This is a genomic window from Streptomyces sp. NPDC051183 (assembly GCF_040682455.1).
Taxonomy (GTDB): Bacteria; Actinomycetota; Actinomycetes; order Streptomycetales; family Streptomycetaceae; genus Streptomyces.
In genome coordinates this window covers 22,219-44,797 of record NZ_JBFBBA010000033.1, presented here as the reverse complement: position 1 = coordinate 44,797, position 22,579 = coordinate 22,219, and the positions used below count along the sequence as shown (strand labels likewise).

The following is a 22,579-nucleotide window of genomic DNA, read 5'->3' as shown; positions in this document are numbered from 1 at the left end:
GGCTCAGCCGCACCCCTCCACGTATTTCTTTAGTTAGGCGTACTATCGGCATCATGCACGACTTGATCCATCGGCGGCGCATGCTCGTACTGGCGATCTGCTGCATGAGCCTGCTCATCGTCAGCCTCGACAACACCGTCCTGAACGTCGCCCTCCCCTCGATGCGCCGCGAGCTGAACGCCTCCGTCGCCGGGATGCAGTGGACGATCGACGCGTACACGCTGGTCCTGGCCTCGCTGCTGATGCTGGCGGGTTCCACGGCGGACCGGATCGGGCGCCGCAAGGTCTTCGGCGTGGGCCTCGTGCTCTTCACCGCCGGCTCGCTGCTCTGCTCGCTCGCCCCGAGCCTGGAGTGGCTGATCGCCTTCCGGATGCTCCAGGCGGTGGGCGGCTCGATGCTCAACCCCGTCGCCATGTCGATCATCACCAACACCTTCACCGACCCCCGCGAGCGCGCCCGCGCCATCGGGGTGTGGGGTGCGGTGGTCGGCATCTCCATGGCCGCCGGCCCGCTGATCGGCGGGCTGCTGGTGGACTCGGTGGGCTGGCGGTCGATCTTCTGGGTCAACCTCCCCGTCGGCCTCGCCGCCCTCGTGCTGACCCTGCGCTACGTCCCCGAGTCCCGGGCCGACCGCCCCCGCCGGCCGGATCCGGTGGGACAGCTGCTGGTCATGGTGCTGCTCGGCTCGGTGACGTACGGGATCATCGAGGCCCCGGCGGCCGGCTGGACCTCCCCGCTGATCCTGGGGTGCGCCGTGGCCGCCGCGGCCTCACTGGCCGGGCTGCTCGCCTACGAGCCGCGGCGGGCGCAGCCCCTGATCGACCCGCGGTTCTTCCGGAGCGCCCCCTTCAGCGGGGCCACGGTGATCGCGGTGAGCGGCTTCGCCGCGCTGTCCGGGTTCCTGTTCCTGAACACCCTGTACCTCCAGGACGTACGGGGGCTGAGTGCCCTGCACGCCGGGCTCTACATGCTGCCGATGGCGGCACTGACCGGCCTGTGCGCCCCGCTGTCGGGGCGCCTGGTGGGGACCCGGGGGCCGATGCTGCCGCTGCTGGTCGCGGGGGCGGCCATGGCGGCGAGCGGGCTGCTGTTCGCGGCGTTCTCGGCGGAGACCTCCACACCCCTGATGTTCGCGGGGTACGTGCTCTTCGGCCTGGGCTTCGGGATGGTCAACGCCCCCATCACCAACACCGCGGTCTCCGGGATGCCCCGCTCCCAGGCGGGGGTCGCGGCGGCCGTGGCCTCCACCAGCCGCCAGACCGGGGGGACGCTGGGCGTCGCGGTGATCGGCGCCGTTCTGGCGGCCGGCACCGCGGGCGGCGGCGACTTCGTGGAGGCGACCCGGCCCGCCTGGTGGATCATCACCGCCTGCGGGCTGCTCGTCCTGGTGGTGGGCGCCGTCACCAGTGGCCGGTGGGCGCGCGGGACGGCCCTGCGCACGGCCGCCGCCCTGGAGCCGGAGCCGGCCCTCAGCCCTTCGACGGCCGCCGCTCCCCCGCGCGTTTGACGATCCGGTCCCCGACGCCGAAGGCGGCCCAGGTGCGGCCGTCCACCTGGTGCGAGGTCTTCGCGCCGGAGTCCTCGCGGACGTGGAGCCACAGGTCGGTGCGGCTGCCGACGGTGAGCGGGACGGTCGTCGAACCGCGGCCGATGACGACGCCCTCGTAGGTCTCGGCGGACTCCCGCCGGGCGATCCCCACCAAGGTCGCGCACAGCGCGAGCACCATCCACGCGCACAGCACCCAGACCAGGATCCACATGGCCCCACCCACCCCCTGGGGTCGATTCTCCGGCCGCGGGGCCGGGAGCGGTATCCCCCTGACGGGGCCTGCTCCCCGGCTGCTCCTGACTACCCCTGGCTACTCCTGGCAGTCGAAGTCGTCGGCGTGCGTGTCGATGCGGGCCAGCAGCCCGCGCAGTACGCCCTGCTCCTGGTCCGAGAGCCCGGAGAACAGCCCGAGCTCCACCGCGTCCAGCGCCGCGTTGGTCTTGCCGAGGGCCGCGGACCCGGCTTCGGTGATGGCCACGTTGTGCCGGCGGCGGTCGGCGGGGTCCCGGCGGCGGTCGGCCAGGCCGTCGCGCTCCAGGTCGTTGAGGATCCCGACGAGCACGCTCGGGTCCACCTCCAGCCGCTCGGCGAGCGCCCGCTGGCCGATGGGGCCGCCCTGGTGCTGCGCGCGGCGGCGTGACGACTCACACTGACGAGTGACAGATATTGAAATCTGTCACTCGTCATGCCATTCTCTTTCCATGACGACGAACCAGAGCACCTACGCCACCACCCGCCGCCTCGGCCTCACCGGCCCCTCCGTCTTCCCGCTGGGGCTGGGCTGCATGGGCATGTCCGCGCTGTACGGCGAGGCCGACCGGGCCGAGTCCCTCGCGACCATCCACGCCGCCCTGGACGCCGGGGTCACGCTCCTCGACACCGGCGACTTCTACGGCATGGGTCACAACGAGCTGCTGATCAACGAAGCACTGCGCACCGCGCCCGCCGCGGCCCGCGACAAGGCGCTGACCAGCGTGAAGTTCGGCGCGCTGCGCACGGTCGAGGGCGGCTTCACCGGGTATGACGGCCGGCCCGAGGCCGTCAGGAACTTCCTGGCCTACTCGCTCCAGCGGCTCGGCCGGGACCACATCGACATCTACCGCATCGCCCGCGTCGACCCGGACGTCCCGATCGAGGAGACCGTCGGCGCCATCGCCGAGGCCGTCCAGGCCGGGCACGTGCGGCACATCGGCCTCTCCGAGGTCGGCGCGGACACCTTGCGCCGGGCCGCCGCGGTTACCCCGATCTCGGACCTCCAGATCGAGTACTCGCTGATCTCGCGCGGCATCGAGGCGGAGATCCTGCCGACCGCCCGCGAGCTGGGCATAGGCGTCACGGCGTACGGGGTGCTCTCCCGCGGCCTGATCAGCGGCCACTTCACCCGCGAGCGGACGCTGGCGCCGGGCGACTTCCGCGGGATGAGCCCGCGCTTCCAGGGGGAGAACCTCAGCCGGAACCTCGACCTGGTCGAGGCGCTGCGCAAGGTCGCCGAGGGCAAGGGCGTGAGCGTCGCCCAGACCGCCATCGCCTGGGTGCTCTCGCGCGGCGAGGACATCGTCCCGCTGGTCGGTGCCCGCCGCCGTGACCGGCTCACCGAGGCACTGGGTGCCATGGACATAGAGCTGACGGCGGCCGACCTCGCCGCCATCGAGGCCGCGGTCCCCGCGGGAGCGGCGGCCGGCGAGCGGTACCCGGCGGCGCAGATGGCCCACCTCGACAGCGAGCACTGAGCTGGCGGTACGGTCATCCACATGGCCCCCGCTGCTGCCGAACCCCTGACCCCCGAGCGCATCCTCGAAACCACGGAGGAGGTGCTGCGCCGCTTCGGCCCCACCAAGGCGACCGTGGTGGACGTGGCGCGCGCGCTGGGCGTCAGCCACGGCAGCGTGTACCGGCACTTCCCGTCGAAGGCGGCGCTGCGCGAGGCCGTCACCGACCGGTGGCTCGCCAAGAGCGTCGTCATGCTGGAGGAGATCGCCTCGGCTCCCGCCGGGACGGCCCCCTCCAAGCTGGAGGCGTGGCTGGAGGCGCTCTTCGAGGCCAAGCGCTACAAGGCGGGCGACGACCCCGAGCTTTTCGCGACGTACACGGTGCTGCTCGCCGAGAACAGCGGCGTGGTGGACCGCCACCTGACCGAGCTGATCGACCAGCTGGCCCGGATCATCGCCGAGGGGGTCGCGGCGGGCTCCCTCAGCGCGGCCGACGTGCCGGCCGCCGCCCGGGCAGTCTTCGATGCCACCGGCCGCTTCCACGACCCGCAGTACGCGGCCGACTGGGTCTCGCCGACCATCACCGCGGAGTTCGAGGCGGTCACCTCCCTGGTGATCCGCGGCCTGCGCGCCTGACAGCCTTGTCAGCCCAGGCAGCACGGCCCGCGCCTCCCGCCCGTTCCGGGGCCGCCACCGCCCTCGGCTGGATCCGGACCATGGGGCTGCGCCTGGCCGGTGCTCGACAGCGCCATCAGCCTGGCCTGGCGGCGCAAGCTCGACGAATTCGCCGCGGTGACCCTCGTGTTCATCGTGATCACGGCCGTCGTCCCGCTCGTCGGCGCCCACTCGGCCGGGCCCCTTTGATCAAGGACTCCGCCGTGACGGGGCTGTTCGGGCTGCTCTGCCTGGCCACGCCGGCCGCGGCTCGCCCCAGGCCGAGGGCGAGCGCCGCGCCGCCGGCCGCCGCCTCGGCCGAGGCGGCGGCCGCCTGATCCGGCCCGGCTCGTGACAGACCGGTGGCCCGGTGCGCAGTGCGCACCGGGCCACCGGTCTTTCGTGCGGGACCGCCTAGCAGCCGAGCAGGCGGCTGCCGAGGTAGCTCTGGATCTGGTCCAGGGAGACGCGCTCCTGCTTCATGGTGTCGCGCTCGCGCACGGTCACCGCGTTGTCGTCGAGGGTGTCGAAGTCGACGGTGACGCAGAACGGCGTACCGATCTCGTCCTGGCGGCGGTAGCGGCGGCCGATGGCGCCCGCGTCGTCGAACTCGATGTTCCAGTTCTTGCGCAGGTCGGCGGCCAGGCCCTTGGCCTTCGGCGACAGCTGCGCGTTGCGGGACAGCGGCAGGACGGCGACCTTGATCGGGGCCAGGCGCGGGTCGAGACGCATCACGGCGCGCTTCTCCATGACGCCCTTGGCGTTCGGAGCCTCGTCCTCGTTGTACGCGTCGAGCATGAAGGCGAGCATGGCGCGGTTGACACCGGCCGCCGGCTCGATGACGAACGGGGTGTAGCGCTCGCCCGACTCCTGGTCGTGGTAGGTCAGGTTCGCGCCCGAGGCGGCGGAGTGGGCCTTCAGGTCGTAGTCGGTGCGGTTGGCGACACCCTCGAGCTCCGAGAACTCGTTGCCACCGAAGTTGAAGCGGTACTCGATGTCGGCGGTGCGCTTCGAGTAGTGGGACAGCTTCTCCTTCGGGTGCTCGTACCAGCGGATGTTCTCCTCGCGGATGCCGAGGTCGCGGTACCAGTTCCAGCGCTCCGCCATCCAGTACTCCTGCCACTGCTCGTCCTCGCCCGGCTTGACGAAGAACTCCATCTCCATCTGCTCGAACTCGCGGGTGCGGAAGATGAAGTTGCCGGGCGTGATCTCGTTGCGGAAGGACTTGCCCATCTGCGCGATGCCGAACGGCGGCTTCTTGCGCGAGGTGGTCTGCACCACGGCGAAGTTGGTGAAGATGCCCTGGGCGGTCTCGGGGCGCAGGTACGCCTTGGAGCCGGTGTCCTGGGTCGGGCCGAGGTGGGTCTCCAGCATGCCGGAGAACTGCTTGGGCTCGGTGAACTGGCCCTTCACGCCGCAGTTGGGGCAGTTGATGTCGGCCAGGCCGTTGGCGGGCACGCGGCCGTGCTTGGCCTCGTACGCCTCTTCCAGGTGGTCGGCGCGGTGGCGCTTGTGACAGGAGGTGCACTCCGTCAGCGGGTCCGAGAAGGTCGCGACGTGGCCGGAGGCCACCCAGACCTCGGGGGCCAGGATCACGGAGGAGTCGAGGCCGACGATGTCCTCGCGCCCGGTGACCATCGCCTTCCACCACTGGCGCTTGATGTTCTCCTTGAGCTCGACACCGAGCGGGCCGTAGTCCCAGGCGGCCTTGGAGCCGCCGTAGATCTCACTGCACGGGAAAACGAAGCCACGGCGCTTGCTCAGGCTGACGATGGTGTCGATCTTGTCGGCGGCCACGGTGCTCTCTTCATTACGAGGACGAACGGCGAATGCCTCAGGTTACCGGCGCCCGCACCCCCCCTTTCAAATCGGTTCCCCTTCCGCCGCCCTCCCCCGGTCCTCATCGCGGACCGCTCACCAGGGTTTTTGACAATCGTTTCCATTTTTGATGAAAATGGATGTCATGAACGTACGACGCCTCATACCCACCGCCGCCCTCGCCGCAGCCGTCGCTCTCGGCGCCACCGCCCTCACCGCCTGCTCCGGCGCAGCCGGCGCCTCCGGTGACAAGGGGGGCAAGCTCGACGTGATGGCGTCGTTCTACCCGATGCAGTTCCTCGCCGAGCAGATCGGCAAGGACCACGTGAAGGTCGACACCCTGACCAAGCCGGGCGTGGAACCGCACGACCTGGAGATCACCCCCAAGCAGACCGCGCAGCTCGGCGAGGCCGATGTCGTCCTCTACCTCAAGAGCCTGCAGCCCGCCGTCGACAAGGCCGTCGCCCAGTCCGGCGTGAAGAACATCGTGGACGCCGCCACCCTCACCAAGCTGGAGGTGCACGGCGCTTCCGGCCACGACGACCACGACCACGCGGCCGAGGGCGAGGACCACGACCACGGTCACAGCCACGGCGAGTCCGGCGAGGACCCGCACGTCTGGCTCGACCCCACCAAGTACGCGGAGATCGCCAAGGGCGTCGGCGCGGCCCTGGAGAAGGCCGACCCCGACCACGCGGCGGACTACAAGAAGAACACCGACGACCTGGTCTCCAAGCTGGGCACGCTGGACACCGAGTTCAAGAGCGGTCTGGCGAACACCGCGTCCAAGACGTTCATCACCACCCACTCCGCCTTCGGCTACCTCGCCGAGCGCTACGGCCTCGACCAGGAGGGCATCTCCGGCGTCGACCCCGAGTCCGAGCCGAGCCCGGCCCGGATGAAGGAGCTCCAGGCCGTCGCGAAGAAGGACAATGTCTCCACCGTGTTCTTCGAGACGCTGGCCAGCGACAAGACGGCCAAGACCCTCGCGCAGGACACCGGCCTGAAGACCGACGTCCTCGACCCGCTCGAGGGAATCACCGACAAGTCCCAGGGCGCTGACTACTTCGAGGTCATGCGGTCCAACCTGAAGAACCTCCAGAAGGCACTCGGAGCCAAGTAATGACAGCAGCAGCAACGGAGGCGCGAGCCATGCAGTCCACGCCCCGACAGGCATCGGACCAGCCCGTCATATCCCTGCGCGGGGCCACGGCCTCGCTCGGCTCGCGCCCCGTGCTGCGCGGGATCGACCTCACCGTCCGCCGCGGTGAGGTCGTCGCCCTGCTCGGCGCCAACGGCTCCGGCAAGTCCACGGCCGTCCGCGCCGTCGTCGGCCAGGTCCCGCTGACCGACGGCGCCCTGTCCCTCTTCGGCACCGACTTCAAGCGCTTCCGCGACTGGTCGCGCATCGGGTACGTCCCGCAGCGCACCACCGCCGCCAGCGGTGTCCCCGCCACCGTCCGGGAGGTCGTCTCCTCCGGCCGGCTGGGCCGCACCCGCTTCGGCGTCCTGCGCAAGGCCGACAAGGCCGCCGTCGAGCGCGCCCTGGCCCTGGTCGACATGGACACGTACGCCGACGCCTCGGTCAACGCCCTCTCCGGCGGCCAGCACCAGCGCGTGCTCATAGCCCGGGCGCTCGCCGTGGAGCCGGATCTGCTGATCATGGACGAGCCGATGGCCGGCGTGGACCTCGCCAACCAGGAGGTCCTCGCGAAGGCCCTGCGCGAGCAGGTCTCCGCCGGTTCCACCGTTCTGCTCGTCCTGCACGAGCTGGGACCGCTGGAGCCCCTCATCGACCGCGCCGTCGTCCTGCGCGACGGCTGCGTCGTCCACGACGGACCGCCCCCGGAGGCCGTGGGCCAGCACGCCCTGCCCGGCCACGACCACGTACACCCCCACGCGGCGCACGACGCCGAGCCCCTGCGGACGGGACTGCTGAGCTGATGGACCTCCTGAACTACGCCTTCATGCAGCGGGCGCTGATCGCGGCCGCACTGGTCGGCATCACGGCGCCCGCGATCGGCACGTACCTCGTCCAGCGCCGTCAGGCCGTCATGGGCGACGGCCTCGGACACGTGGCCATGACCGGTGTCGCGCTCGGCTTCCTGCTCAACACGAGCCCTGTGTGGATGGCCACCCTGGTCGCCGTCATCGGTGCGGTCGGCATGGAGCTGATCCGCTCCCGCGGCAAGACCAGTGGCGACGTCGCGCTCGCCATGCTCTTCTACGGCGGCCTGGCCGGCGGCGTCATGATCATCAACATGGCTCCGGGCGGTTCCACGACCAACCTGGTCAGTGCCATGTTCGGCTCGATCACCACGGTCGCCCCCGAGGACGTCACCGCGATGGCGGTCCTCGCCGCCTTCGTCCTCGCCGTCACCATCGGCCTTCGCCGCCAGCTCTTCTCCGTCTGCCAGGACGAGGAGTTCGCCCGCGTCACCGGACTGCCGGTGCGCTTCCTCAACCTGCTGATCGCGGTCACCGCCGCCGTCACCGTCACCGTGGCGATGCGCATCGTGGGCCTGCTGCTGGTCAGCGCCATGATGGTGATCCCGGTCGCGGCCGCCCAACGGGTCACCCGCGGGTTCACCGCGACGCTGTCGCTGGCCATGGCGATCGCCCTGGTGGTCTCCCTGGCCGGCACGGCCACCACGTATTACATGGACGCTCCCTCCGGCGCGACGATCGTGCTCCTCGCCATCGCCGTCTTCATGGTGATGACGGCCCTGTCGACCCCACTGGCCCGGCGCCGCGCCAGAGCCGCACGTGCGACCGAAGAGGTCTGCACGCGGGACGATGTGAAGGTCTAGCGGGCTGGCACAATGGCCGCAGGCCGATACGAGGAGGAACCGGTGGCGACTGCGCCTGGCGAGACGAATACCGCGCCAGTACGAGGGCGATCCACCCGGCAGCGGGCGGCCGTGGCGGCGGCGCTGGACGAGGTGGACGAGTTCCGCAGCGCCCAGGAGCTGCACGACATGCTCAAGCACCGCGGTGACTCCGTGGGCCTGACCACCGTCTACCGCACCCTCCAGTCGCTCGCGGACGCCGGCGAGGTCGACGTGCTGCGCACCAGCGACGGCGAATCCGTCTACCGTCGCTGCTCCACGGGCGACCACCACCACCACCTGGTCTGCCGCAAGTGCGGCAAGGCGGTCGAGGTGGAGGGCCCGGCGGTGGAGAAGTGGGCGGAGTCCATCGCGGCCGAGCACGGCTACGTGAACGTCGCCCACACGGTGGAGATCTTCGGCACCTGCGCCGACTGCGCGGCCGCCGGCTAGCCGATCCGGGTCAGGTTCCGGCCGAAGACCGCACGGATCCGGCCGATGTCGGCGGGATCCGATGCCGCCCGTTTGGGCAGCCAGCCCAGTTCCCCGTCGTAGAACACGAAGAGGAACAGGTTCGGGGTCTCGGTCCAGCCCCTGTACTGCCCCCACCGGTAGGCCACCGCCGTCCCGTCGGGCCGGTGGCTGCGCATCCCCGCCTCCGTGACCACGCACCGGTACTCGGGATGCGCCGCCGCCCAGGCGTACATCGGGCGCGCCGCCCGCCACCGGTCGTACAGCAGGCCGAGGGCGCCGCAGAGGACCCCGGCCCCGGCCGCGAGGGCCAGTCCCGCCGGGTATGTCTGCCGGCCGTGCTGGGCCACGATGATCACGGGCGCCACCAGCGGCACCAGCAGCAGCCGGATCAGCAGCCGCACGCGGCTGAACGGAGCACCGAAGGCGCGCCAGCGCAGCACCTCCCGTACGTCCCTGCGCTCAGCGGCGCAGTACAGCTCCACCGCCCGGCCCGTCGTGTCCATGGCGGCAGAGCGTACCCGCAGGCTCAGCCCGTGGAGCCCTCAGCCTGGTTCGGGACGGCCCCGCCGAAGCGGCGGTCGCGCTGGGCGTACTCCAGGCAGGCCGCCCAGAGGTTGCGGCGGTCGAAGTCCGGCCACAGCACGTCCTGGAAGACCATCTCCGCGTACGCGCTCTGCCAGAGCAGGTAGTTGGAGGTCCGCTGCTCGCCGCTCGGCCGCAGGAACAGGTCCACGTCCGGCATGTCCGGGTAGTACATGTACTTCGCGAAGGTCTTCTCGTTGACCTTCGACGGGTCCAGCCGGCCCGCCGCCACGTCCCGGGCGATCGCCTGTGCCGCGTCCGCGATCTCCGCGCGGCCGCCGTAGTTGACGCAGAAGTACAGGGTCATCGCGTCGTTGTCGACGGTCTGCTCCTGCGCGACCTGGAGCTCCTGGACGACCGACTTCCACATCTTCGGCATGCGGCCGACCCAGCGGATGCGGATGCCCAGCTCGTTCATCTCGTCGCGGCGGCGCCGGATGACGTCGCGGTTGAAGTTCATGAGGAAGCGGACCTCGTCGGGCGAGCGCTTCCAGTTCTCCGTCGAGAAGGCGTACAGGGAGAGGTTCTTGACGCCCATCTCCAGGCAGCCCTTGAGCACGTCGAGCACGACGCCCTCGCCCACCTTGTGACCCTCGGTGCGCGGCAGACCGCGTTCCTTGGCCCAGCGGCCGTTGCCGTCCATGACGACCGCGACGTGGTTCGGGACCAGCTCACCGGGGATCTTCGGCGGGCGCTCACCGGACGGGTGCGGCTCGGGAACCTTGTACTCGCGGCGAGAGCGTCCCAGAATCCCGCGTCGTGCCATGTGCCCAGCTCCTATTTCTCGACGTAACGCAGGGAGCGTAGCCCGCGTTCCAGATGCCAGTGCAAATAGGCCGAGACCAGCCCGCTGCCCTCCCGCACGTGACGCGCCTCGCACGCGTCGGCATGCGCCCAGTCGCCCGTCAGCAGGGCGCTCAGCAGGGCGATGGCCTCCGACGAGGGTACGACGGCTCCGGGGACGCGGCAGTCGCCGCATATCACCCCGCCCGCGGCGACGGAGAAGTGCCGGTTGGGGCCGTGGATCCCGCACTTCGCGCAGTCCTCGAAGCTGGGCGCGTAGCCGTTGACGGCGAGGGAGCGCAGCAGGAAGGCGTCGAGGATGAGGTGCGGTTCGTGTTCGCCGCGCGAGAGGGTGCGCAGGGCGCCGACGAGCAGCAGGTACTGCTGTACGGCGGGCTCGCCCTCGTTCTCGGCGAAGCGCTCGGCGGTCTCCAGCATCGCGGTGCCGGCGGTGTAGCGGGCGTAGTCGGTGACGATGCCGTTGCCGTACGGGGCGATGATCTCGGTCTGCGTGCAGAGCGGCAGGCTGCGCCCGACCAGTTCGCTGCCGCGGGCGAAGAACTGCACGTCGGCGTGGGAGAAAGGTTCCAGCCGGGCGCCGAACTTGGACTTGGTGCGCCGGACCCCGCGGGCGACGGCCCGCACCCGGCCGTGGCCCCGGGTCAGCAGCGTGATGATGCGGTCCGCCTCACCCAGCTTCTGGGTGCGCAGCACGATGCCGTCGTCGCGGAACAGACTCATGCGCCCATTGTCGCCTGTGCGGGCACGGCGACGGCCCTCCGTCCGGACACGGGTCCGGACGGAGGGCAGTCGCCCCTTGGGAGGGTCAGGTGGCGGGCGTCGCGGGCGCGGCCGCGCCGTCCGCCTTCTCACCGTCGGGGCCGGCTTCGGAGCCGGCCGTGGCGCCGGCCTCGGCAGCGCTGTCGGCAGCGGCCTCCGCCGGGGCTGCCGCCTGGGCGGGCAGCTCGACCGGGACCGCGGTGTGCGGGTCGCCCTTGCCCAGTCCGTTGAAGATCAGGTTCAGGACGATCGCGGCCGTGGCGCCGAGCGTCACACCGCTGTTGAGGAGCGAGGAGAGGTCCGCGTCCATGTGGTCCTTGAAGAGGACCGGGACGGTGGCCGGGAGCAGCGCGAAGGCCAGGGAGATGCCCACGACCAGCGCGTTCTTCTCCTCCTTGAGGTCGACCTTGGCCAGGGTCTGGATGCCGGCCAGGGCCACCATCGCGAACATCACGGTGGCGGCGCCGCCGAGGACCCCGTGCGGGACGGCGGCGACGATCGCGGCGGCCTTCGGGATCATGCCGAGGACGATCATGAAGACGCCCGCGGCGACGACCACGAAGCGGCTCTTCACCTTGGTCATGCGGACCAGGCCGACGTTCTCGGCGAAGGCGACGTACGGGAAGGAGTTCAGGACGCCGCCGAGGGCGGTCGCGGCGCCGTCGGCACGCAGGGCGCGGGCCACGGTCTCGCTGTCGATCTCCTTGCCGACGATGTCGCCGACGGCGTACGTGTCACCGGTCGTCTCGACCATGGTGATCAGCATGACGATGAGCATCAGCAGGATCGGGAACCAGGCGAACTTCGGTGCTCCGTAGTGGAACGGGGTGGTGATGCCGATCCAGTCCGAGTTGCTCACGTCGCCGAACTTGGCGTCGCCGAGCAGGAAGGCGACGGCGGTGCCGCCGACCAGGCCGATCAGGATGGAGATGCTGGAGAGGAAGGGCTTGCCGAGCTTCATCAGGACGAGGATGAAGAGCATCGTGCCGCCCGCGTAGGCGAAGTGCTTCGGGTCGCCGAAGTCGGGGCTCCCGAGGCCGCCCGCGGCGTCGTTGAGGCCGACGGGGATCAGCACGATGCCGAGGACGGTGATCACCGTACCGGTGACGACCGGCGGGAAGAGCTTCATGACCGCCCGGAACGCCTTGGGGGGCAGCCAGGCGAAGGCGAAGGTGGCGATGCCGGCCGTGATGACCGCGCCGTAGATGACGAGCAGGCCCGCCGTCCCGCCGCCCGCTCCGAGCCCGATGGCGATCATCGGGGACACCGCGGTGAAGGTGACGCCCTGGATCAGGGGCAGGCGCGCACCGATCCGGCCGATGCCCCACGCCTGGAGGATCGAGGCGATGCCGCAGGTGAACAGGTCCGCGTTGATCAGGTACACCAGCTCCTGGGGGCTGAGCCCGAGGGCCCCGCCCACGATGATCGGAACGATCACCGCACCGGCGTAGAACGCGAGTACGTGCTGGAAGCCGTAGAGCGCGAGCTTGGGGAGGGGGAGCACCTCGTCGACCGGGTGCGTGCTCTGCTCTCCGTTGGCGGAAAGCCGGGCGGCGACACGTGCCATCTCTGCCTTGCCCTTCAATGAGGTAGGTAATCGAGAGGAATCTGGTTATCCCTGGCCGGAGTGGGTCGCTAACCCGTTGGTCCGCCAGGGTTGACAGTGCGTTCACGTGAATCGAAGCCCCGCTGTGTTACTGGCGGCGTCTCGTCGTGTGACCGGAATTGAACGCCTGTGGGAGGCCTCACAGATATCGTCGACTTCTACAAAGTGTTGACGTTTGGCGATGCCAGATCTGTAGGTTTCTCCAGTGGCAGGGACCCCGGCCATGGAGTACGCGCCAGGCACGCAGAAGCACCCGTTCCCGCCACGCGAACGCGAAGCGGAAACGGGGTGACGTGCAGGTAAAGGGTTTGCGGAGGTTCTGCCGAGCAAAGTAGAACGCGTCTCTCCGGGTGTCCGACAGGTGGATACCCGCAGCCCGGAGCGATCAGCTCCGCCGTGCCCGCGGCGTACGTGGGGCTCGAATCCGGGGGTGCGAGGCCGGATCGTTACGTCCTACCGGCCGGTTTCCGGCCCAATTCCATCCCCTTCGGGCCCGCACGCACCTTACGGAGCCCGGACCGCCGAGAGCAGCCGCGCGACCTCGTCCGCGTCGATCCGCAGCGCCGCGCCCACCGTGGCCAGCACCTCCCGTTCTGCAGGGATGTACGGCCCGTCCGCGAGCGCGATGCGAGCGCCCTGCAGAAGGATCGACTCCCGTCCCGCGGCGGCCAGGTGCGGGGCGAGCGGCTCCAGCGCCTCGTGCAGCTCGATCGACAGCGCGGCCCCGCAGCACTCGGGGCCGTCGTACAGCCCCAGCCGGCCCTCGTCGGTGGCCAGAGCCTCCACGAGGGACTCCAGCTGCGCCTCGGTGCAGTCCTGGAACCCGGCGGACCGTACGGCTCCCACGGCGGCCTCCAGAGCGCTGCGCGAGGCCGTACCGCCGGCCGCCAGCACGGCCAGGGCCACGGTGTGCACGGCGTCGCGCAGCAGCGCGGAGAAGCGGGTGGTGGTGAGGTGGTCCAGCGCGTCGGTGCCGAAGCGCTGCCGGCAGCCCTGGCACTCGACCACGGGTCCGGCGTGCCCGCGCGGCAGCAGCGGGACCCCGAGGACGGTGAACCGGCGGCGCCCGGTGCGCCGGCGGTAGTTCCGGTCGCCACCGCAGTCGGGGCAGAAGAACTCCCCGTCCCCCACGGTGCTCCAGGTGGTACGGATGCCCCAGGCCGTCAGCTTCCGGCCGTCCCCACCCCGAACTGGCAGCACGTCGCACCTCCGTAACCTTCCGGCAGCATCGCCGGGTTGGCGTGATGTTAGCCACATCGGTGAGCATGCGTCAGCCGTGTGACAAGACAACATCCGACGGCCCCCGTACTTGGCCGATCTGCGCCCCCGCCCCGAGAGCCCCCGACCCGCCGTCCGGGCCCGCCCGGAGACGGCGGAGCCCCGCCCCTCCGGAGGGAGGGGCGGGGCCGCCGATTTCCGGTCGCCGATCCGCGGATCAGCGGCCCGCGCGGTTGACGGCGGAGATGACCGCCTTCAGGGAGGCGCGGGTGGTGTTGGCGTCGATGCCGATGCCCCACAGGACCCGGCCGTCGATCGCGCACTCGATGTACGAGGCGGCCACGGCGGACGCGCCCTCGCTCATCGTGTGCTCGGTGTAGTCCAGCAGGCGGGCGTCGACCCCGATGCCGGCCAGCGCGTCGAAGAAGGCCGAGATCGGGCCGTTGCCGGTGCCGTCCAGCACGGTGTCCACGCCGTCCACGACCGCCTCGACGGTCAGCGTGTCCGTGCCGTCCTTGTCGGTGGTGGTCTGGCCGGAGCGCAGCTGGATGCGTCCCCACGGGTTCTCGGGGTTGGGCAGGTACTCGTCCGAGAAGACGTCCCAGATCGCCTTCGGCGTGACCTCGCCGCCCTCGGCGTCGGTCTTGGCCTGGATGATCCGCGAGAACTCGATCTGCATGCGGCGCGGCAGGTCCAGCTTGTGGTCGTTCTTCAGGACGTAGGCGATGCCGCCCTTGCCGGACTGCGAGTTGACCCGGATGACCGCCTCGTAGGAGCGGCCGACGTCCTTGGGGTCGATGGGCAGGTACGGGACCGCCCACTCGATGTCGTCGACGGTGACGCCCTTGGCGGCCGCGTCGGCCTCCATGGCGTCGAAGCCCTTCTTGATGGCGTCCTGGTGGGAGCCGGAGAAGGCGGTGTAGACCAGGTCGCCCGCGTAGGGGTGGCGCGGGTGGACCTCCATCTGGTTGCAGTACTCGCTGGTGCGACGGATCTCGTCGATCTGCGAGAAGTCGATCTGCGGGTCGATGCCCTGGGAGAACAGGTTCATGCCCAGCGTGATCAGGTCGACGTTGCCGGTGCGCTCGCCCTGCCCGAACAGGCAGCCCTCGATGCGGTCGGCGCCGGCCATCAGGGCCAGCTCGGCGGCGGCGACGGCGGTGCCTCGGTCGTTGTGCGGGTGCACGGAGATGCAGACGTGCTCGCGACGGGTCAGGTTGCGGGCCATCCACTCGAAGCGGTCCGCGTGGGTGGAGGGCGTCGAACGCTCCACGGTGGCGGGCAGGTTCAGGATGATCTCGCGGCCCTCGGCGGGCTGCCAGACGTCACAGACGGCCTCGCAGACCTCCAGGGCGAAGTCCAGCTCGGTGTCGGTGAAGATCTCCGGGCTGTACTGGTAGCCGAAGGTGGTCTCGGGACCCAGCAGCTTGTCCGCGTACTCCATGACCAGGCGGGTGCCGTCGACGGCGATCTGCTTGATCTGCTCCTTGGAGCCGCGGAAGACGACCCGGCGGAAGGTCGGGGCGGTCGCGTTGTACAGGTGCACGGTGGCGCGCTTGGCGCCGACCAGCGACTCCACGGTGCGCTCGATCAGGTCCTCGCGGGCCTGGGTCAGTACGGAGATGGTGACGTCGTCCGGTACCGCGCCCTCTTCGATGATCGAGCGCACGAAGGCGAAGTCGGTCTCGCCGGAGGACGGGAAGCCGACCTCGATCTCCTTGTAGCCCATGCGCACCAGCAGGTCGAACATCTCGCGCTTGCGGGCGGGGGTCATCGGGTCGATCAGCGACTGGTTGCCGTCGCGCAGGTCGGTCGACAGCCAGCGGGGAGCCTTGGTGACGCGGGCGTCCGGCCAGGTGCGGTCCGGGATGTCCACCTGCTCGTACTGGCCGTACTTGTGGATCGGCATCCCGGAGGACTTCTGGGAGTGGGTCGCGTTGGTGATGGGCGTGGGGCGACCGACAAAAGGCTGCTGGCTCATGGCGTTGGGCTCCTCGCGTGTCCGCGTGTAGTTCGCTGGGACGGCCGACGGGCGGTCGTAAAAACCGCAACACCAAACTCCGCGGGGAGGGGGCCGGCCTACGACTACAGACCCTCGCCGCGGCAGCTAAGGAGAAGCAGCCCGAAACGCATGATGGGCCGAGCCTAACCGAGCCGCGCCGTATCGCGAGGACCTGTTTCAGTATGCAAGACCCCGGGGTCCGATTTGCACCCTTTGTGAGCTAAGCCTCGTTCTCGCCGCCGAGTCCGGGCCGATGTCCGGGCGATCCGTCAATGAAGCGCAGCCGCTTTCAGACAAGCGAATGAATCATGGTCGCCGCTAGTGACACGGAAGTGACTCACTGCCACATTGCCGGGATGGATGCCTCCCGCGCTCACCACCGCCACCCCGCCATCTGCGGAGTCGTGCCGCCGCACGTCCTCGACCGGATCGCCCGCTCCGAGGACCCCGACCGGGCCGCCGCCGCACGCCACACCCTTGAGCTCGACGCCTCCCACCGCGACCGGCGGCAGCTCAGCCCCCTGCTCGCCGCTCCGAGGGCCACGCCGCCCGACACCCCGCAGCGGACGATCTACGACGCCCAGCACCGCACCCGGCTGCCCGGCAAGAAGGTGCGGGCCGAGGGCGCGGACGCGAGCAAGGACGCCAGCGTCAACCGCGCCTACGCCGGGCTCGGCGCGACCTTCGACCTGTACCTCAAGGCCTTCGGACTCCACTCGATCGACGACGCCGGCCTGCCGCTGGACGCCACCGTCCACTACGGCCGGCTGTACAACAACGCCTTCTGGGACGGCAGCCAGATGGTCTTCGGCGACGGCGACGGGGACCTCTTCCTCGACTTCACCGTGTCGGTGGACGTCATCGGCCACGAGCTGACGCACGGGGTCACCCAGTACACGGCGAACCTGGAGTACCGCGGCCAGTCCGGCGCGCTCAACGAGTCCATGTCGGACGTCTTCGGCTCCCTCATCAAGCAGTACTCGCTCGACCAGGCCGCCGCCGACGCGGACTGGCTGATCGGCGCCGGACTCCTCGGACCGGGCGTCGACAGCGGCCAGGCCCTGCGGTCGATGAAGGCGCCCGGCACGGCATACGAGGACGACGTGCTCGGGAAGGACCCGCAGCCGTCGACGATGGACGGCTACGTCCGGACGTCCAGCGACAACGGCGGGGTCCACATCAACTCCGGCATCCCCAACCACGCCTTCTACCTGGTGGCGAGCGAGCTGGGCGGCAAGGCCTGGGAGCGGGCCGGGCAGATCTGGTACGACACCCTGACGGGCGGCGAGCTGGCCGCGGACGCGCAGTTCACGGACTTCGCCCGGCTCACGGTCGCGGCGGCCGTGGCGCGGTACGGCGAGGGCGGCTCCGAGCACCAGGCCCTGCAGAAGGCTTGGTCGGCGGTCGGCCTGGGGTAGGAGGCCGGGCATGCGGATTTCTGTGGTGCGGACGGGCGGTTTCGCGGGGATCGAGCGCCGGGCCGAGGTGGACACCTCGGGCCGGCCCGACGAGGACGAGTGGCGGGCCCTGGCCCAGCTCGCCCTGCGGCCCGCCGCGCCGGACCGTCCCGCGGACGGGGTGCGGGACGGGTTCTCGTACCGGATCACCGTGGACGGGCGGACGGTGCTCTGCCAGGACCCGCACCTGTCGGAGGCCCAGCGGACGCTGATATCGCGGCTGCTGAAGGAGGGCGCGTAGGCCCGCCGGTTCAAGGAGGTGCCCTCGGCGCTCCCGCTTGCTTGGATGGCTCGAATGACTGACAAGACACTGCTGTCCGAGCTGGAGCGGTACTACGACGCGGCCCCGCGGGCCGGCGGGGCGCGGGCCGAGGACATCGGCCCGCTGACCCTGTTCGTACAAGAGGGTGCGGGCTGGCCGTACTACGCGCGGCCCCTGCTGGGCGCCCCCGACGGCCCGGCCGCCGCCGAGGTCTCGGCGGCCGACGTGGAGCGGGTGCTGGCGCGGCAGCGGGAGCTGAAGGTCCCCGAGTCCTTCGAGTGGGTGGCCGAAACCACACCCTCCCTGCGGGCCGCGGTGGAAGCGGCCGGGCTGCACGTCCACGCGCACCCGCTGATGGTGCTGGACCCCGCCGCGGTACCCCCGCCCGCGCATCCGGACGTACGGGTGCTCGGCGCGGACGACGCCCTCCTGGGCCCGGCGGTGACGGTCCCGATGCTGGCCTTCTCCGCGCCGGGCACTGCCGTGGGCGAGGCCGGCCCCGCGGAACTGGCGGTGGCGGCGCAGGACCCCGCGGTGGAGCCGCGCCGGGAGCGCGTCTCCGGGATGATCGCCTCGGGCCGGACCGTCATGGCGGCGGCCGAGCGGGACGGCGTCGTGCTGTGCGCGGGCCAGTACATCCCGGTCGGCGAGGTCGCCGAGGTCGTCGGCGTCGGCACCCTGCCCGCGGCGCGCCGCCAGGGCCTGGCACTCGCGGTGACGGCGGCCCTGGTGGCGGACGCCCTCGCGCACGGGGCCCGGACCGTGTTCCTCTCGGCGGGTGACGAGGACGTGGCCCGGATCTACGGCCGCCTCGGCTTCCGGCACGTCGGTACGGCCCTGATCGCGGAACCGCCGCTGTAGCGCTGGCGGTAGCGCTGGCGGTTTGCCGGAACGGCAACGAAGTTTGCCTGTGGGGCCGGGGCGGGCGGAGCATCGGGAGTACCGGACCCGTACAGGAAGAAGGCCCCCATGCACCAGCACGAACACGCCCAGGCCCCCGCCTCCGAGCCCGCCGGCGACGAGGCGTTCTGGGACGGCCGCTACAGCGAGAGCACCCGGATCTGGAGCGGCAAGCCCAACGCGCTCCTGGTCCGGGAGGCCTCGGACCAGGCCCCCGGCCGGGCCCTGGACCTGGGCTGCGGCGAGGGCGCCGACGCCGTCTGGCTGGCCCGCCGCGGCTGGCACGTCACCGGGACCGACATCTCGAAGGTCGCCCTCGGGCGGGCGGCCGAGCACGCCGCCGAGGCGGGCGTCGGCGACCGCGTCGACCTGCAGCGGCACGACTTCGCCGAGTCCTTCCCCGAGGGGGAGTTCGACCTCGTCTCGGCGTGCTTCCTGCACAACTACGGGGACTTCCCGCGCGCCCGGATCCTGCGTACGGCCACCGGCGCCGTGGCCCCGGGCGGGGTCCTGCTGGTGGTCGGCCACGCGGGCGGGCCGTCCTGGAACCCCGACGCGCACTCGGAGATCGGCTTCCCGACGCCGGAGGAGGTCCTGCGGCAGCTGGAGCTGCCGGAGGGCGCCTGGGAGGTGCTGGTCACGGGAGAGCACGTACAGGCCCTGACCGACCCCGACGGCCGGCCCGGGACCCGTACCGACAACGTGCTGAAAGTGCGGCGACTTGCCTAGAAACCGAGCTTGCGCAGCTGCTTGGGGTCGCGCTGCCAGTCCTTGGCGACCTTCACGTGCAGGTCGAGGAAGACCGGCGTCCCCAGCAGCGCCTCGATGTGCTTGCGCGACTTCATGCCGACCTCCTTCAGGCGGGAGCCCTTCGGGCCGATGATGATGCCCTTCTGGCTCGGCCGCTCGATGTAGACGTTGGCGTGGATGTCGAGCAGCGGCCGGTCCGCCGGGCGGTTCTCCCGGGGGATCATCTCCTCCACCACGACCGCGATGGAGTGCGGGAGCTCGTCCCGTACGCCTTCGAGGGCGGCCTCGCGGATCAGCTCCGCGACCATCACCATCTCGGGCTCGTCGGTGAGGTCGCCCTCCGGGTACAGCGGCGGGCTCTCCGGCAGCAGCGGCGCGATCAGGTCGGCCAGCAGCTGGACCTGGCTGTCGCCGACCGCCGACACCGGGACGATCTCGGCCCATTCGAAGCCGAGCTCCGCGCCGAGCTGGTGGACGGCGAGGAGCTGTTCGGCCAGGGCCTTGGACTCGACCAGGTCGGTCTTGGTGATGATGGCGATCTTGGGGGTCTTCTTGATCCCCGCGAGCTCCTTGGCGATGAACTTGTCGCCGGGGCCGAGCTTCTGGTCGGCCGGCAGGCAGAAGCCGATGACGTCGACCTCGGCCCAGGTGGTCCGGACGACGTCGTTCAGGCGCTCGCCGAGGAGCGTGCGCGGCTTGTGCAGACCGGGCGTGTCGACCAGGACGAGCTGGGCGTCGGGGCGGTGCACGATGCCGCGGACGGTGTGGCGGGTGGTCTGCGGCCGGTTGGAGGTGATCGCGACCTTGGTGCCCACGAGTGCGTTGGTCAGGGTCGACTTCCCCGCGTTGGGGCGGCCGACGAAGCAGGCGAAGCCCGCACGGTGCGGGCCGGTGGTCTCGGGGGAACGATCGCTCATACGGGCCATTCTCCCCGATGCGGCTCCCAGCGCCGACCAGGCCGCGGCCACGAGGGCCAGGAGGCCCGCCAGCCGGCCCGTCAGGGAGGGATGGCGAGCGTAGTCGGCGCTCGCCCGGGCGGTTGCCCCCGCGGCCCCCGCGTCCACCGTGACCTGGGCCCATTCCACCTCGGGCGGGTCCTCCCAGCGGGTGCTGAGCCGCACTTCCTGGCCGGGCAGCAGTTCGGCCGGAAGCCCGGTGAGGGTCCGCGTGAGGAGCCTGCGGCCGAAGGTTCCGGAGGCGGTGAGGGCTGCGCGGGGGCGCAGGGTGACGTTGCCGAGGTTGTGGAGGGTGTACGAGACCTCCGCGCCGGTCCCGCGCGACGCGACCCGGAGGTCCTCGACGGCCAGGGCGGGGGCGGTCGGCCCGGTCACCCGGAGGTAGAGCCGGGCGGCGACGGCCTGCTGCACGCCGATCCCCTGCGCGGTGGCGACGGCCGGCCGGTCCTCCACGGCCACGATGGCGCCGGGGTGGTCCCCCGGCTCGGCCCGGTCGGGGACGGTGAGCGTGAAGCCGACGCCGACCGCCGCGCGGGCGGGCACGGTGACCCGCTCCAGGTCGAGCCTGACCCACGCGGCGGTGGCGCGGCGGGGCTCGTCGGGGCCGCGCAGGGCGAAGCCGCCGTCGCGGGCGGTGTTGTGGGCGTCGGCGGCGTAGAGGCGGAAGGTGCGGGGCCGGTCGGTGCGGTTGGCGACGGTCACCGAGTCGCCGACGGCGGTGCCGGGGGCGGCGGAGAGGTAGAAGTACGGCCGCTGCCCGACGGCGTTGGCGGCGGGGAGCACCGACCACTGCCCGTTGTCGGCCGCGGCCGCCGGCCCGGCGGACCCGGGCAGTACGAGGGCCGCGGCCACCGCGAGCAGCACGGCGGCGACCGCGGTCGGGCGGCGGCCCGGGCGGCGCCGGAGCGGGGTCACGACAGGGTCAGGGTCAGCACCGCGGTGTAGGCGCCCGGCGCGGTGTACGGGGGGATCTGGAGGGCGACGGTCGCGTCGACCGTGAAGGTGCCGCCGACCAGCGGGGCGTCGGGCGTCGACGCGAGGACGGCGCCGTCCGGGCCGACCGTGCCCGCGCTGCCCGGCGCGCACGCGCTCGGGCTGCCGGCGGCGGCCGTACAGGACGGGGTCCAGCTCAGGGAGGCGCCGGGGATGCGGACTCCGCCGGGCCCGGTGAAGTCCGTGACCTTGCCGATCAGGGACCACCCGGCCGGGCCGCCGCGCGCGTCCTTGACGGTCACGGTCCCGATCCGCCCGGGGGCCGCGCCGCCGTCGCCGTACGGGACCGCGCCCAGGGTCACCGCCTCGCCGGTCTGGGTCATGCCCAGCGCGCCCGGCTCCACCACCGCGGTCACCTTCTGCGTGCCCGGCGGCATCGGGGCGGGGCCGATGACCGTGTACGCGGCGGGCCCCGACCCCTGCCCCGGCGACCAGGCCGAGCCCTCGTACGCCACCACACCGGTGGTCGCCCTGTCGTTGACCGGCAGCTCCGCCAGGACCACGCCCAGCTCGTCGGCGGTGGCCGTGACCCGGTCTGCGGTCTCGGCCGCACCCGCCCGGCCCGCCACCGTCACGGCCGCGCCGGGGGCGAAGCCGGAGCCGGTGACCTTGACCCTGGCGCCCGGTGTCCCGGAGGCGGCGCCGAGCGAGACGCCCCGCAGGTTGGCCGTGGGCAGCGGGGTCGCGGTGATCCGCTGCGCGACGGGCGGCGCGCCCTCGGCCCCGGCGGCGCAGGTGGTGTCCAGGTCGAGCAGGTGGCCGGTGTGCAGGGTGTAGCCGCCGGGGGCGAGCGTGATCCCGCCCGGCGCGGTGACGGTGAAGGTACCGGTCATGGTGACGGCGGGCAGCACCGCGCCCGCCCCGACGGGGTCGTTCCGCTTGGCCCCGACGACGGTGACCGTGCCGTTCTGCGCTCCCCCGAGCACGACCAGCCCGGTCGGGGTCAGCACGTCGGCGGGAAGCTCGCCGCCCACCGGGTTCACGGCGGGGGTCCTGGTCACCTGGTACGTCACGGTGACGGTGTCCCCGACGCGCGGCGCCGGGTCGTCGACCGTGATCCGGGCCGTGGTGGGCCCGTCGGCGGGCGGCAGGCCGGCCTCCTGCGGCGGCAGGCAGTGCGTCGGGAAGTCCACCTGGCCCGGCACCTGCCCCGGCGGCTCCTCCTCGGCGGCGGCGGGCGGACCCAGCGCGCCCCCGGTCGCGGCCGCGAGCACGGCCATGCCGACGGCCGCCGACCATCTCCTGTTCCGCGTCCCT

General features: G+C 71.6%; 23 protein-coding genes. 12 read left to right on the top strand and 11 right to left on the bottom strand.

The genetic code is table 11. The features are described 5' to 3' along the window. Positions 1–53 precede the first annotated feature (53 nt). Positions 54–1,508 carry an MFS transporter gene (locus AB0M99_RS26665; RefSeq protein ID WP_365924626.1) on the top strand — a complete coding sequence of 485 codons (1,455 nt, stop codon included), beginning with the start codon at positions 54–56 and terminating at the stop codon, positions 1,506–1,508. Here the strand turns inward: AB0M99_RS26665 and AB0M99_RS26660 are convergent. Both AB0M99_RS26660 and AB0M99_RS26655 read right to left on the bottom strand, forming a co-directional pair. Beyond that, positions 1,471–1,761 (bottom strand): hypothetical protein, encoded by a 291-nt coding sequence (locus tag AB0M99_RS26660; protein ID WP_365924624.1) that lies wholly within the window; start codon positions 1,759–1,761, stop codon positions 1,471–1,473. The genes AB0M99_RS26665 and AB0M99_RS26660 overlap by 38 nt on opposite strands. A gap of 99 nt (positions 1,762–1,860) precedes the next feature. Beyond that, positions 1,861–2,217, bottom strand: coding sequence for a MarR family winged helix-turn-helix transcriptional regulator (locus tag AB0M99_RS26655; protein WP_365924709.1), 357 nt, complete (start codon positions 2,215–2,217; stop codon positions 1,861–1,863). Positions 2,218–2,251: 34 nt separating this feature from the next. Between AB0M99_RS26655 and AB0M99_RS26650 the strand changes: the two genes are divergently transcribed. The 3 genes from AB0M99_RS26650 to AB0M99_RS26640 all read left to right on the top strand — a co-directional run bounded on the left by AB0M99_RS26650 (position 2,252) and on the right by AB0M99_RS26640 (position 4,123). After that, complete coding sequence (locus AB0M99_RS26650; protein ID WP_365924622.1) at positions 2,252–3,280, top strand: aldo/keto reductase; 1,029 nt, start codon at positions 2,252–2,254, stop codon at positions 3,278–3,280. Positions 3,281–3,301: 21 nt separating this feature from the next. Continuing rightward, positions 3,302–3,895 (top strand): TetR family transcriptional regulator, encoded by a 594-nt coding sequence (locus tag AB0M99_RS26645; protein ID WP_365924620.1) that lies wholly within the window; start codon positions 3,302–3,304, stop codon positions 3,893–3,895. Positions 3,896–3,994: 99 nt separating this feature from the next. After that, positions 3,995–4,123, top strand: a complete 129-nt coding sequence (locus AB0M99_RS26640; RefSeq protein WP_365924618.1) for a hypothetical protein — start codon at positions 3,995–3,997, stop codon at positions 4,121–4,123. Between the two features lie 204 nt (positions 4,124–4,327). On the opposite strand, the gene AB0M99_RS26635 is transcribed toward AB0M99_RS26640, so the two are convergent. Further along, positions 4,328–5,710 carry a glycine--tRNA ligase gene (locus tag AB0M99_RS26635; RefSeq protein ID WP_365924616.1) on the bottom strand — a complete coding sequence of 461 codons (1,383 nt, stop codon included), beginning with the start codon at positions 5,708–5,710 and terminating at the stop codon, positions 4,328–4,330. 166 nt (positions 5,711–5,876) lie between these two features. On the opposite strand from AB0M99_RS26635, the gene AB0M99_RS26630 reads away from it, so the two are divergent. Genes AB0M99_RS26630 through AB0M99_RS26615 form a run of 4 tightly spaced genes read left to right on the top strand, consistent with a single transcriptional unit; the run spans position 5,877 to position 9,012 of the window. Beyond that, positions 5,877–6,854 carry a metal ABC transporter substrate-binding protein gene (locus tag AB0M99_RS26630; protein ID WP_365924614.1) on the top strand — a complete coding sequence of 326 codons (978 nt, stop codon included), beginning with the start codon at positions 5,877–5,879 and terminating at the stop codon, positions 6,852–6,854. A 29-nt stretch (positions 6,855–6,883) separates the two neighbouring features. Further along, entirely contained in the window at positions 6,884–7,675 is a 792-nt protein-coding gene (locus AB0M99_RS26625) for a metal ABC transporter ATP-binding protein (RefSeq protein WP_365924612.1), read from the top strand. After that, on the top strand, positions 7,675–8,541 hold the full coding sequence (locus AB0M99_RS26620; protein WP_365924610.1) for a metal ABC transporter permease: 867 nt from the start codon (positions 7,675–7,677) through the stop codon (positions 8,539–8,541). Before AB0M99_RS26625 ends, AB0M99_RS26620 begins: the two co-directional genes overlap by 1 nt. Before the next feature lie 42 nt (positions 8,542–8,583). Next, positions 8,584–9,012 carry a transcriptional repressor gene (locus tag AB0M99_RS26615; protein ID WP_150519707.1) on the top strand — a complete coding sequence of 143 codons (429 nt, stop codon included), beginning with the start codon at positions 8,584–8,586 and terminating at the stop codon, positions 9,010–9,012. Here AB0M99_RS26615 and AB0M99_RS26610 read toward each other — a convergent pair. From AB0M99_RS26610 to leuA, 6 genes are all read right to left on the bottom strand, one after another. Continuing rightward, positions 9,009–9,536, bottom strand: a complete 528-nt coding sequence (locus tag AB0M99_RS26610; RefSeq protein ID WP_365924608.1) for a YcxB family protein — start codon at positions 9,534–9,536, stop codon at positions 9,009–9,011. The genes AB0M99_RS26615 and AB0M99_RS26610 overlap by 4 nt on opposite strands. A gap of 23 nt (positions 9,537–9,559) precedes the next feature. Further along, on the bottom strand, positions 9,560–10,381 hold the full coding sequence (locus AB0M99_RS26605; RefSeq protein ID WP_365924606.1) for an isoprenyl transferase: 822 nt from the start codon (positions 10,379–10,381) through the stop codon (positions 9,560–9,562). Positions 10,382–10,392: 11 nt separating this feature from the next. After that, positions 10,393–11,139, bottom strand: a complete 747-nt coding sequence (gene recO / locus AB0M99_RS26600) for a DNA repair protein RecO (protein WP_365924604.1) — start codon at positions 11,137–11,139, stop codon at positions 10,393–10,395. Positions 11,140–11,224: 85 nt separating this feature from the next. Continuing rightward, a complete protein-coding gene (locus tag AB0M99_RS26595; protein ID WP_365924602.1) occupies positions 11,225–12,745 on the bottom strand; it encodes a nucleobase:cation symporter-2 family protein in 1,521 nt (506 codons plus the stop codon). A 543-nt stretch (positions 12,746–13,288) separates the two neighbouring features. Then, the gene (locus tag AB0M99_RS26590; RefSeq protein ID WP_365924600.1) at positions 13,289–13,984 is read right to left on the bottom strand and encodes a TerB family tellurite resistance protein; all 696 of its coding nucleotides are present in this window, start codon (positions 13,982–13,984) and stop codon (positions 13,289–13,291) included. 235 nt (positions 13,985–14,219) lie between these two features. Beyond that, positions 14,220–15,983, bottom strand: coding sequence for a 2-isopropylmalate synthase (gene leuA / locus AB0M99_RS26585; protein WP_365924598.1), 1,764 nt, complete (start codon positions 15,981–15,983; stop codon positions 14,220–14,222). 377 nt (positions 15,984–16,360) lie between these two features. Between leuA and AB0M99_RS26580 the strand changes: the two genes are divergently transcribed. The 4 genes from AB0M99_RS26580 (at position 16,361) to AB0M99_RS26565 (ending at position 19,352) form a co-directional block, all read left to right on the top strand. Continuing rightward, positions 16,361–17,422 carry a M4 family metallopeptidase gene (locus tag AB0M99_RS26580; RefSeq protein WP_365924596.1) on the top strand — a complete coding sequence of 354 codons (1,062 nt, stop codon included), beginning with the start codon at positions 16,361–16,363 and terminating at the stop codon, positions 17,420–17,422. A gap of 10 nt (positions 17,423–17,432) precedes the next feature. Then, positions 17,433–17,702: a protealysin inhibitor emfourin gene (locus tag AB0M99_RS26575; RefSeq protein ID WP_365924594.1), complete on the top strand. Its 270-nt coding sequence runs from the start codon at positions 17,433–17,435 to the stop codon at positions 17,700–17,702. Between the two features lie 54 nt (positions 17,703–17,756). After that, positions 17,757–18,584 (top strand): GNAT family N-acetyltransferase, encoded by an 828-nt coding sequence (locus AB0M99_RS26570; protein WP_365924592.1) that lies wholly within the window; start codon positions 17,757–17,759, stop codon positions 18,582–18,584. Between the two features lie 108 nt (positions 18,585–18,692). Then, positions 18,693–19,352 (top strand): class I SAM-dependent methyltransferase, encoded by a 660-nt coding sequence (locus AB0M99_RS26565; protein WP_365924590.1) that lies wholly within the window; start codon positions 18,693–18,695, stop codon positions 19,350–19,352. Here the strand turns inward: AB0M99_RS26565 and era are convergent. Both era and AB0M99_RS26555 read right to left on the bottom strand, forming a co-directional pair. After that, positions 19,349–20,299 carry a GTPase Era gene (gene era / locus AB0M99_RS26560; protein ID WP_365924707.1) on the bottom strand — a complete coding sequence of 317 codons (951 nt, stop codon included), beginning with the start codon at positions 20,297–20,299 and terminating at the stop codon, positions 19,349–19,351. The two genes, AB0M99_RS26565 and era, sit on opposite strands and share 4 nt — an antisense overlap. Positions 20,300–21,240: 941 nt before the next feature. After that, positions 21,241–22,542, bottom strand: coding sequence for a beta-xylosidase (locus tag AB0M99_RS26555; RefSeq protein WP_365924588.1), 1,302 nt, complete (start codon positions 22,540–22,542; stop codon positions 21,241–21,243). Positions 22,543–22,579: the final 37 nt, after the last annotated feature.

Excerpts from the sequence above, each read along its gene's own strand:
- AB0M99_RS26665 (WP_365924626.1), top strand. The coding sequence starts at position 54 with ATGCACGACTTGATCCATCGGCGGCGCATGCTCGTACTGGCGATCTGC.
- AB0M99_RS26660 (WP_365924624.1), bottom strand. The coding sequence starts at position 1,761 with ATGTGGATCCTGGTCTGGGTGCTGTGCGCGTGGATGGTGCTCGCGCTG.
- AB0M99_RS26650 (WP_365924622.1), top strand. The coding sequence starts at position 2,252 with ATGACGACGAACCAGAGCACCTACGCCACCACCCGCCGCCTCGGCCTC.
- AB0M99_RS26645 (WP_365924620.1), top strand. The coding sequence starts at position 3,302 with ATGGCCCCCGCTGCTGCCGAACCCCTGACCCCCGAGCGCATCCTCGAA.
- AB0M99_RS26630 (WP_365924614.1), top strand. The coding sequence starts at position 5,877 with ATGAACGTACGACGCCTCATACCCACCGCCGCCCTCGCCGCAGCCGTC.
- AB0M99_RS26625 (WP_365924612.1), top strand. The coding sequence starts at position 6,884 with ATGCAGTCCACGCCCCGACAGGCATCGGACCAGCCCGTCATATCCCTG.
- AB0M99_RS26620 (WP_365924610.1), top strand. The coding sequence starts at position 7,675 with ATGGACCTCCTGAACTACGCCTTCATGCAGCGGGCGCTGATCGCGGCC.
- AB0M99_RS26610 (WP_365924608.1), bottom strand. The coding sequence starts at position 9,536 with ATGGACACGACGGGCCGGGCGGTGGAGCTGTACTGCGCCGCTGAGCGC.
- AB0M99_RS26605 (WP_365924606.1), bottom strand. The coding sequence starts at position 10,381 with ATGGCACGACGCGGGATTCTGGGACGCTCTCGCCGCGAGTACAAGGTT.
- recO (WP_365924604.1), bottom strand. The coding sequence starts at position 11,139 with ATGAGTCTGTTCCGCGACGACGGCATCGTGCTGCGCACCCAGAAGCTG.
- AB0M99_RS26595 (WP_365924602.1), bottom strand. The coding sequence starts at position 12,745 with ATGGCACGTGTCGCCGCCCGGCTTTCCGCCAACGGAGAGCAGAGCACG.
- leuA (WP_365924598.1), bottom strand. The coding sequence starts at position 15,983 with ATGAGCCAGCAGCCTTTTGTCGGTCGCCCCACGCCCATCACCAACGCG.
- AB0M99_RS26580 (WP_365924596.1), top strand. The coding sequence starts at position 16,361 with ATGGATGCCTCCCGCGCTCACCACCGCCACCCCGCCATCTGCGGAGTC.
- AB0M99_RS26575 (WP_365924594.1), top strand. The coding sequence starts at position 17,433 with ATGCGGATTTCTGTGGTGCGGACGGGCGGTTTCGCGGGGATCGAGCGC.
- AB0M99_RS26570 (WP_365924592.1), top strand. The coding sequence starts at position 17,757 with ATGACTGACAAGACACTGCTGTCCGAGCTGGAGCGGTACTACGACGCG.
- AB0M99_RS26565 (WP_365924590.1), top strand. The coding sequence starts at position 18,693 with ATGCACCAGCACGAACACGCCCAGGCCCCCGCCTCCGAGCCCGCCGGC.
- era (WP_365924707.1), bottom strand. The coding sequence starts at position 20,299 with ATGGCCCGTATGAGCGATCGTTCCCCCGAGACCACCGGCCCGCACCGT.
- AB0M99_RS26555 (WP_365924588.1), bottom strand. The coding sequence starts at position 22,542 with ATGGCCGTGCTCGCGGCCGCGACCGGGGGCGCGCTGGGTCCGCCCGCC.